This is a genomic window from Arthrobacter sp. NPDC080073, assembly GCF_040686575.1.
GTDB lineage: Bacteria > Actinomycetota > Actinomycetes > Actinomycetales > Micrococcaceae > Arthrobacter.
Map to the genome: position 1 here is coordinate 388,588 of NZ_JBFBKR010000003.1, position 9,317 is coordinate 397,904.

The 9,317-nt window shown below is 62.6% G+C and carries 10 protein-coding genes; 4 read left to right on the forward strand and 6 right to left on the reverse strand.

From position 1 onward, the window contains the following. Position 1 precedes the first annotated feature (1 nt). Both dnaJ and hrcA read right to left on the reverse strand, forming a co-directional pair. Entirely contained in the window at positions 2-1,132 is a 1,131-nt protein-coding gene (gene dnaJ / locus AB0O52_RS05975; RefSeq protein ID WP_364534764.1) for a molecular chaperone DnaJ, read from the reverse strand. 67 nt (positions 1,133-1,199) lie between these two features. Then, positions 1,200-2,213, reverse strand: coding sequence for a heat-inducible transcriptional repressor HrcA (gene hrcA / locus AB0O52_RS05980; protein WP_364534767.1), 1,014 nt, complete (start codon positions 2,211-2,213; stop codon positions 1,200-1,202). Between the two features lie 181 nt (positions 2,214-2,394). On the opposite strand from hrcA, the gene AB0O52_RS05985 reads away from it, so the two are divergent. Together AB0O52_RS05985 and AB0O52_RS05990 are read left to right on the forward strand one after the other, a co-directional pair. Continuing rightward, on the forward strand, positions 2,395-3,252 hold the full coding sequence (locus AB0O52_RS05985; RefSeq protein WP_364534770.1) for a DUF3097 domain-containing protein: 858 nt from the start codon (positions 2,395-2,397) through the stop codon (positions 3,250-3,252). A 103-nt stretch (positions 3,253-3,355) separates the two neighbouring features. Continuing rightward, positions 3,356-3,769: a DUF4870 domain-containing protein gene (locus AB0O52_RS05990; RefSeq protein ID WP_059390016.1), complete on the forward strand. Its 414-nt coding sequence runs from the start codon at positions 3,356-3,358 to the stop codon at positions 3,767-3,769. A 54-nt stretch (positions 3,770-3,823) separates the two neighbouring features. Here AB0O52_RS05990 and hemW read toward each other — a convergent pair whose 3' ends face one another. Together hemW and lepA are read right to left on the reverse strand one after the other, a co-directional pair. After that, positions 3,824-5,053 (reverse strand): radical SAM family heme chaperone HemW, encoded by a 1,230-nt coding sequence (hemW, locus tag AB0O52_RS05995; protein ID WP_364534773.1) that lies wholly within the window; start codon positions 5,051-5,053, stop codon positions 3,824-3,826. A gap of 4 nt (positions 5,054-5,057) precedes the next feature. Beyond that, positions 5,058-6,911, reverse strand: coding sequence for a translation elongation factor 4 (gene lepA, locus AB0O52_RS06000; RefSeq protein ID WP_364534776.1), 1,854 nt, complete (start codon positions 6,909-6,911; stop codon positions 5,058-5,060). 147 nt (positions 6,912-7,058) lie between these two features. Here lepA and AB0O52_RS06005 point away from each other — a divergent pair, with 147 nt between their 5' ends. Together AB0O52_RS06005 and rpsT are read left to right on the forward strand one after the other, a co-directional pair. Further along, positions 7,059-7,628 (forward strand): type II toxin-antitoxin system PemK/MazF family toxin, encoded by a 570-nt coding sequence (locus AB0O52_RS06005; RefSeq protein WP_364534779.1) that lies wholly within the window; start codon positions 7,059-7,061, stop codon positions 7,626-7,628. 170 nt (positions 7,629-7,798) lie between these two features. Then, positions 7,799-8,059: a 30S ribosomal protein S20 gene (gene rpsT / locus AB0O52_RS06010; RefSeq protein ID WP_028267110.1), complete on the forward strand. Its 261-nt coding sequence runs from the start codon at positions 7,799-7,801 to the stop codon at positions 8,057-8,059. Between the two features lie 55 nt (positions 8,060-8,114). Here the strand turns inward: rpsT and AB0O52_RS06015 are convergent, their stop codons facing one another. Together AB0O52_RS06015 and AB0O52_RS06020 are read right to left on the reverse strand one after the other, a co-directional pair. After that, positions 8,115-8,687, reverse strand: coding sequence for a hypothetical protein (locus AB0O52_RS06015; protein ID WP_364534782.1), 573 nt, complete (start codon positions 8,685-8,687; stop codon positions 8,115-8,117). Positions 8,688-8,690: 3 nt separating this feature from the next. Then, on the reverse strand, positions 8,691-9,077 hold the full coding sequence (locus tag AB0O52_RS06020; RefSeq protein ID WP_364534785.1) for a hypothetical protein: 387 nt from the start codon (positions 9,075-9,077) through the stop codon (positions 8,691-8,693). Positions 9,078-9,317 lie beyond the last annotated feature (240 nt).

The following is a 9,317-nucleotide window of genomic DNA, read 5'->3' on the forward strand; positions in this document are numbered from 1 at the left end:
GCTACAGGTTACCGAGCTTGTCCCGCAGCTTCGCGAACATACCGCCACTGGCCACAAGCTTGCCTTCGGTGAACTGCTCTCCGCGCAATTTGGCCAGTTGGCGAAGCAGGTCTTCCTGCGCGGCGTCGAGCTTGCTGGGGGTCTCAACGTGCAGGTGCACTTTGAGGTCTCCCCTGCCGTAGCCGCGGAGATGGGTGACGCCGAGTCCGCGCAGGGTGATGACCTCGCCCGACTGGGTGCCGGACTTGACGTCGATTTCCTGGGGGCCGTCGAAAGTATCGAGCTGCATCTCTGTACCGAGTGCCGCGGCCGTCATGGGAACGCTCAGCGTGGCGTGCAGGTCGTCGCCTTCACGTACATAGGTGGGATCGTTGTTGACCCGGATCTCCACGTAGAGGTCGCCGGGAGGCCCGCCGGCAGGACCAGCCTCACCTTGCGAAGACAACTGGATGCGCGTTCCGGTAGCGACGCCGCCTGGCACCTTGACGGTCAGCGAACGGCGGCTGCGGATACGGCCCTGGCCGCCGCACTCATTGCAAGGATCCTTGATGATCGAGCCGAAGCCTTCGCATGATCCACACGGTGCGGCAGTCATGACCTGGCCGAGAATCGAGCGGACAGCCCGCTGGACCTGGCCCGAGCCGCCACAGATGTCGCAGCGCTCCGGGTGGGTGCCCGGACGGCAGCATGAGCCCTCGCACGTGGGACAGACGACAGCGGTGTCCACCTCAAGCTTTTTGTTGACACCGAAGACCGCTTCGCGCAAGTCGATGCGCACGCTGATCAGGGCGTCCTGGCCGCGGCGCATGCGGGACGCGGGGCCCTGCATGCCGCCGCCTCCTCCGCCGAAGAAGGTGTCGAAGATGTCCTGGAAGGCGAATCCCTGGCCCGCGTAGCCTCCCCCGAAACCGTTGTCGGTCCCGTTCTCGTTGCCGGTGGCGTCGTAGACGCGGCGCTTCTGGGGGTCGGAGAGGACCTCGTATGCGTGGGTCACCGCCTTGAATTCCTCGGCAGCGCCGGCCCCCGGGTTCACATCCGGGTGCAGCTTGCGTGCGAGCTTGCGGTAGGCCTTCTTGATCTCCTCGCCGGTTGCTTCCGGCGAGACGCCCAGAACGTCATAGTGACTGCTCAAAGTCGGTATCTCTTCCTTGTTTACGGTTCCACTGCTTTTCTTGCGAGGCGGTTTCCAGCCGAGGCCGTCAGCCGCCCAGAATGCGGGAAAGGTAGCGTGCGACGGCACGGACGGCCGCCATGGTGTTGGGATAATCCATGCGGGTGGGTCCAAGAATGCCGATCTTGGCACTGCTGCCCGGACCGTAGCCCGTGGCAACCACCGAAGCCTCGGAGAGGCCGTCATAGGGGTTTTCGCGGCCGATGCTCACCGTGACGCCCCGGGGGTCCTCAGCCATGTCCGACAACAGCCGCAACATGACCACCTGCTCCTCGAGCGCTTCGAGGACCGGACCGATGCTCAGCGGGAAGTCCACGTTGGAGCGGGCCAGGTTTGCCGTGCCTGCCATGACCATGCGTTCGTCGCGGCTCCGCTCCGCAAGCCTTTCCAGGCCGTGGGCAAGGACGGCCGCAAGGTTCCGTAGCGCGGGCGGACACAAGGCAACCACCGAGGGCAGGACTTGCGGCATGAGGTCGAGCTGGGAGCCGGCAATGCTCCCAAGGAATCGCGCCCGCAAGGCCATGAGCTCTTCGTCAGCAGCGTCTGTCGCTGCGTGCACAACGCCCTGTTCCACTTTGCCCGAATCGGCGATCAACACCACCAAGACCTGGCGCGGTGCCAAAAGGACAAACTCAATATGGCGGACACGCGCGCGGCTCAGGTGCGGATACTGGACGACGGCGACCTGGTTGGTCAGTTGGGAGAGCAGCCGGACGGTTCGCTCAAGGATGTCCTCGACGTCGTCCGGGCCCTCAAGCAACGAGTGGATGGCCCGGCGCTCGGCAGCCGAAAGCGGCTTGACCTCGGAAATACGGTCGACGAACAAGCGGTAGCCCTTGTCCGTGGGAATGCGGCCCGCACTCGTGTGTGGTGCGGCAATGAGCCCTTCTTCTTCCAAGAGGGCCATGTCATTGCGGATGGTTGCGCTCGACACTCCCAGATGGTGCCGTTCGACCAATGCTTTGGAGCCGACGGGCTCGCGGGAGTGAACGTAGTCCTCCACGATGGCGCGCAACACTTCCAGCTTCCGTGGTTCGCTCACTGCCCACCTCCAATCAACATTTCAATAATTAGCACTCAACATGCCCAAGTGCTAACAAGTCTAGTATGAGCCACCTCGTTGTTAGCATTGGTACCGCTCGCGGCGAACATGATTCCCGCGCGGTCCTGGGGAATGCCACGGACCGTGACCGATCCCCCTAGCGCAAAGTGGTGTGAAGACCGTGTCTTACGACAATTGGGGCCCGCAAGACCTCTCCTCGCCGGCCAAACGGCAACTGCCAGAGGTGCCCGTTGAACGCGGGATGGTTCTCGAAGACGTGCAGACCGGTTGGGTCGGTGCCGTGACCAGGGTGGAGAAGTCCGGAGGCATGCACATTGTGGTGCTTGAGGATCGACGGGGAAAGGCCAAGTCATTCCGTCTCGGATTCGGATTCCTGCTGGAAGGACAAGCAGTGAAGCTCCTGCCGCCAGCGCCACGCGCGACGCCCGCCAAGGGCGCGGCGCAAGCAGGCAGGACGGCATCGGGATCCGTCCGCGTGGCCGGCCAGCGGGCCCAGGTCGCCAAGGCGAGCCGTATCTGGGTGGAAGGCAAGCACGACGCCGAGCTTGTGGAAAAGGTGTGGGGAGACGATCTCCGGGTGGAGGGCATCGTCGTCGAGCCCTTGCACGGTGTCGACGATCTCAAGGCGGCCATTGCCGCGTTCTCCCCGGGCCCCGGCCGGCGGCTCGGAATCCTGGTGGACCATTTGGTACCGGATTCGAAGGAGTCGCGGATCGCTGCCGACGCCATGACGCTGCCGGGCGCCGCGGGAAACGTCCTGATCGTAGGACACCCCTATGTGGACGTCTGGCAGGCCATCCGCCCCAAAGTGTTGGGGATCGAGCAATGGCCAACCATCGCCCGCGGCACGGATTGGAAGACCGGAATCCTGAGGTCATTCGGCTGGCCGCACGAGACGGCCGAAGACGTCGGACTTGGCTGGCAGAAGCTTCTGGGCGCTGTCCACAGCTACGCCGATTTGGAGGCCTCTCTGCTGGGTCGCGTGGAGGAAGTGATCGATTTCCTGACCGTTCCGTGAGGATTGCCTGCCCCCGGGCACAGGGGTTGGTCGGCTGATCGCGTGCCGAGCAAGTATTCTGGGACAGCAACACCGCACCGATAGATACTCGAAGGAAGATACTGTGGCAGACAACGCTCCTGACGATCGGGATGGCACCTCGGGCCAGTCCCAGTACCACGGCGTTCCTGCCAACGCGCTGCCCTTGACCGCATCGGAGGACCGGCAGTGGGCAACCCTGGCGCACTTCGGCGGCATTCTTGGCTGCGTGCCTTCGCTTCTGATCTACCTGATTTTCCGGGAACGTGGCCCGTTCACCGCACAGGAATCCAAGGAAGCGCTTAACTTCACTTTGCCTCCGACGATTGCCGCAGTGCTCGCCAACATCCTCGTCTTGCTTCCAGTGGTCGGAAACCTGTTCGCCGTCCTTGCCACGGCAATCTGGGTCGCAGTGACCTGCTTCTCGGTGTCGGCCGGAATCCGGGTCAACCACGGACAGCCGCACCGCTACCGCTTCAACCTGCGCTGGATCAAGTAGCCGGTCTTCGCAGGTGCCTGTGCCGGTTGGCGCGTCTGCCGTTAGCGCCGGGCGCTAGTCCGGAAGGATCCGGCGGACCACTGCATCCGCGAGTAGCCGGCCTTTGAGTGTCAGGATCAACCGTCCTTGGAAGGCCGCTCCAGGCTCAACCAGGCCGTCGGCAATGAGGCCTGCCACGGCGTGGCGGCCCACCTTGTCGAGGGCATCGACCTGAAGCCCGGTGCCGAGGCGCGCCTCAAGCATGATGCGTTCCACTTCCCGGGTTCCGGCGTCGAGCGTTTCGCGTCCAGCGGCCGGCGACATTCCGCTACCGAGCCTGTTGGCATAGGCGGTGGGGTGTTTGACGTTCCACCAGCGGACGCCGCCCATGTGGGAATGCGCACCTGGTCCGACGCCCCACCAATCGTCTCCCCGCCAGTAGGCAAGGTTGTGCTTGCACGCCTGTTCGGGTGTGCGGGACCAATTGCTGACCTCGTACCAGTCCAGTCCGGCGGCGCTGATCAGTTGGTCGGCGAGTTCGTACTTGGCGGCGTGGTCGTCGTCGTCGATTCCGGGAACTTCTCCGCGCCGGATCTGTGCAGCCAGCTTGGTGCCTTCTTCCACGATCAGCGCGTAGGCGCTGATGTGGTCCGGCCCGTAGGACAGGGCAGTCTCCAGGGAAGTTTGCCAATCGGCCATGGACTCGCCGGGAGTGCCGTAGATGAGATCGAGGCTCACGGCGAGGCCGGCGTCGCGCGCCCACTGGACCACCAAGGGGACCCGGCTGGGAGTGTGCGTACGGTCCAGGACCTTGAGCACGTGAGGGACCGCCGACTGCATGCCGAAGGAAATCCGCGTAAAGCCGGCGTCGGCCAACAGGTGGAGGGATTCCGGCGTCACGGAGTCCGGGTTCGCTTCAGTGGTGACTTCGGCTCCCGATTCCAGGCCCCAGTGCCCGACGGCGGCAGTCAAGATGCGTGCGAGATCTTCAGCCGGCAGCAGGGTCGGTGTGCCACCGCCGAAGAACACGGTGCTCAGGGGCCGCTGCGGCAGACCGGAGGCTTCCATGGCCCGGACGGCGAACTCCACTTCCGAAATGGCAGTGGACGCGTAGGCGTCCTGGGAGGCACCGCCGCCAAGCTCGGTGGCGGTGTAGGTGTTGAAATCGCAGTAACCGCAACGCACGGCACAGAACGGTATGTGGACGTACAGCCCAAACTTGCGTGAACTGACGCCGTCGAGCACCTGGGGCGGCAAGAGGCCATCCGCAGGTGCAGGATCCCCGAGGGGAAGAACGCTAGGCACCGGGTTACTTCCTGGCCTTGTCCTTGGATTCGTCGGTGGTCAGGGCTGCGATGAACGCTTCCTGTGGAACCTCCACGCGGCCCACCATCTTCATGCGCTTCTTGCCTTCCTTCTGCTTTTCCAGAAGTTTGCGCTTACGGGTGATGTCACCGCCGTAGCACTTGGCAAGGACGTCCTTGCGGATGGCACGGATGCTCTCACGGGCAATGATCCGCGAGCCGATGGCCGCCTGGATCGGCACCTCGAACTGCTGGCGGGGAATGAGTTCGCGCAGCTTGCTCGTCATCATGACGCCGTAGGCGTAGGCCTTGTCGCGGTGCGTGATGGCGCTGAAAGCGTCAACCTGCTCACCCTGGAGCATGATGTCCACCTTGACCAGGTCGGCAACCTGCTCGCCGTCGGCCTTCCAGTCCAGCGAACCGTAGCCGCGGGTCTTGGACTTGAGGATGTCGAAGAAGTCGAAGACGATCTCGGCCAGCGGCAGCCGGTACCGGATTTCCACGCGGTCTTCGGAGAGGTAGTCCATGCCGCCCATGACGCCGCGGCGGCTCTGGCACAGCTCCATGATGGCGCCCACAAACTCATTCGGCGCAAGGATGGTGGCGGACACCATCGGTTCGCGGACCTCAGCGATCTTGCCGGTGGGGTATTCGCTCGGGTTGGTGACGTGCAGGACCCTTTTGTCCTCCAGCGTGACCTCGTACTCAACGTTGGGAGCGGTGGAGATGAGGTCGAGGTTGTACTCGCGCTCAAGGCGCTCACGGGTGATTTCCAGGTGCAGCAGGCCAAGGAAGCCCACACGGAAACCGAATCCCAGGGCGGCAGAGGTCTCCGGTTCGTAGACGAGCGCTGCGTCGTTGAGCATCAACTTCTCGAGGGCATCCCGGAGCACCGGGTAGTCCGTGCCGTCCAAGGGGTACAAGCCGGAGAAGACCATGGGCTTGGCGTCGGCATACCCGGCGAGGGATTGCGAAGCGGGCTTGGCCAGGTTGGTCACGGTGTCGCCGACCTTCGACTGGCGGACGTCCTTCACGCCGGTGATCAAGTAGCCTACTTCGCCGACGCCCAGCCCCTTGGAAGGGGTAGGTTCCGGAGAGCTGACGCCGATTTCCAGGAGTTCGTGGGTGGCGCGGGTGGACATCATCTGGATCCGCTCGCGCGGGTGCAGCATCCCGTCCACCACGCGGACGTACGTGACCACGCCGCGATATGTGTCATACACGGAGTCGAAGATCATGGCGCGGGCCGGTGCGTCGGGGTCGCCGACAGGGGCTGGAAGATCGCGGACAATCTTGTCCAGCAGGGCCTCCACGCCAACACCGGTCTTGCCGGATACGCGAAGCACGTCCTCGGGGTCGCCGCCGATCAGGTTGGCGAGTTCGGCCGCATACTTTTCGGGCTGGGCGGCCGGAAGGTCGATCTTGTTGAGCACCGGGATAATGGTGAGGTTGTTTTCCATCGCCAGGTAGAGGTTGGCCAGCGTCTGGGCCTCGATGCCTTGCGCGGCGTCCACCAAGAGGACTGCACCTTCACAGGCCGCGAGGGAACGGGAAACCTCATAGGTGAAGTCAACGTGGCCGGGGGTATCGATCATGTTCAGGGCGTAGCTGGTACCGTCAAGTTCCCAGGGCATGCGGACAGCCTGGGACTTGATAGTGATGCCACGTTCGCGTTCGATATCCATGCGGTCCAGATACTGGGCCTTCATGTCGCGGGACTTAACGACGCCGGTGTACTGCAACATGCGGTCGGCCAAGGTGGATTTACCGTGGTCGATGTGGGCGATGATGCAGAAGTTCCGGATGATGGCCGGATCTGTCGCGGCGGGCACCGGTGCGGTGCGGGCCATGGGAGACACGCAGGGTCCTTACTGTCGATACTCACACGGCCGGACTCCGGACTGGTCTGGACCATCCCGGCCGATGCCGCATATCTGAACTAATAGTCTCCCATGAACCCGGCACCGGTTGTGCACTGGCTCGGGAAGGGAAAGTACGGTGGTTCCATGGCATCGGACACACACTTGCTTGGCAGACTCCTTAAAGGCTCCATGGGCTACCTTCGAAGGATCGTCGGAGCCCCGGCCGTCACGCGCCATGGCCAGGCCCGGAAAGGCGGGGTCGCGGGGAAGGCGGGCCGGACGCGGAACGCAAGCACCGGCGTCGGGCAGCTTTCCCGCCCATATCCGGGCGACTTCCGGGGCACGGTGTCTCCGCTGTACTCCCCCGATCCCGACGGCAAACCGGACCCCGGGGAGATCGTGTGGTCGTGGGTTCCCTACGAAGAGGACTATTCCCAGGGCAAGGACCGGCCGGTGCTTTTGATAGGGCACGACGGCGCGTGGCTGCTGGGGCTGATGCTGACCAGCAAAGACCATGACAACGGCCGCCGTGCAGGCGACTACGTCGACATCGGCACCGGCGCCTGGGACCCCCAGGGCAGGCCGAGCGAGGTCAAGGTAGACCGGGTGGTTCGCGTCAATCCGGCCGACGTCCGGCGCGAGGGTGCCGTCCTGGACAAGCGCGCTTTCCAACTGGTGGCGAATCGGCTCAGCGGACGACACGACCCGGCGTAGACGCCAAATCCCCGGAAAAGCGCTGAGTCTGATAATATTTATGGCTGTGTGTCCGTGCAGGTCGACGGCCACTCATGGTTGGCTGCCATAGGCATCCCCACGCCGCTCAGTCGATGGCCAACCTGAAAACCCTCTAGACCATTTCCGCATTAAAAAGAGAGTTCACACACGTGGCTAATATCAAGTCCCAGAAGAAGCGCATCCTCACCAACGAGAAGGCTCGCCTGCGTAACAACGCCGTCAAGTCTGAGCTGAAGACGGCCATCCGCGCCGTTGCCACCGCCGTTGAGTCCACGGACAAGGATGCCGCTGCAAAGGCTCTTGTTGCTGCCAGCCGTAAGCTGGATAAGGCTGTCAGCAAGGGCGTTATTCACAAGAACAACGCTGCAAACCGCAAGTCGGCGATCTCCAAAAAGGTCAACGCACTCTAAGGTTTATCCAGTTCGACTGAGCTGAACGTGAGGCCGGCACCCCTGGGTGCCGGCCTCAGGTATTTAAGGCGGAGCTGCCTGAGACGAGCAGGACCGAGTTGACGGTGGCAACGATGACGAAGAGAACCGCGAGGCGCCCGTTCGGGGCAGCAAACACCGTCTTTGCAGCGGCAATGTAGATGACCCCCGCGATGGTGCCGAATAGAATACGCACCCAGGCTTGACCGAGGAGACTTTGCGCTCCGGGCTCCAAAAACAGTCCCATGAAGAGCACAGTGGCCATGAACGGGATTTGACCTAGAAGAACCCAAAACCAGCTTGCTCCGAGGGTGGGGCCACGTCCTTTGACGATGCCCTTGTAAATAAGCCTCAATACGAGGCCTTGCAGAAAGGACGCCAGAGCACTCCAGATAATGACCCCTACGCGAAGGAAGGTCACGAGCACCTCTCGGCTCGAAAACTGGTTGTGTTCGGCATTTTCCGTGGCCAGCCGTTCAATGCTCGATCCCACTGCGTATTGGGCAGCAGCAGTGTATGCAAGCAGAAGGCAGATGATCCAGACTGGGTTGATTTTCCTAGGGCCCTGCGGCGCGGCAGGATCGGAGGTTTTTGGGTTCGCTGAGGCCATGACTTACCTTTCGAGTAGTGCGTGTTCGGCCCACTCGGCGAGGGCCGCCAGGAAGTAGAAGGTAGTTGCGGCGATGAGGACTTCGCGCGTCTTTTGAAACACGTGACGCCAAGTGTGTTCTCCGCTGATGATTCCGAGAAGTGCTGGCCAGAACAGGCGTGCCCCTTGGATTGTGAGTGCCCACGCTACGATCTCAAGTGGAATGTGGACTGCGGTGAGCGCAACTGTCTGGTGGAGGCCAATAGCCGCGGTACTTGCGACCAGCCCCATCCCTAGCCAAACGCCGTTGAGGATCATCATGACGATCGCACCGTAGTGGGTCAGAAAAAGTGCGAGAACGGCCAAGGAAGCGTTGTGCAGAAATATTCCTGGTGCGCTGATCGAGGTCATGTTACTGGTACTGCCCCACGTGAAGAGAGAAGCAAAACCAATCCCGCAGCCTATGGCGATTAGAATTTTCAAGAAATCGGTGCCCAGATATGGGAAGCGGGAACGCAAGGCTTTGAAAGGAGTGCGAACGCTATTGGTGAGACGACCGGAAATTGTCAAGCTGTGTGGAGTCACTGGGCTAGTTTTTGGGGTGTTTTGGTCTCGGGCAGGTTGATCCCGACGTATTGTGCGGGGGCCGGT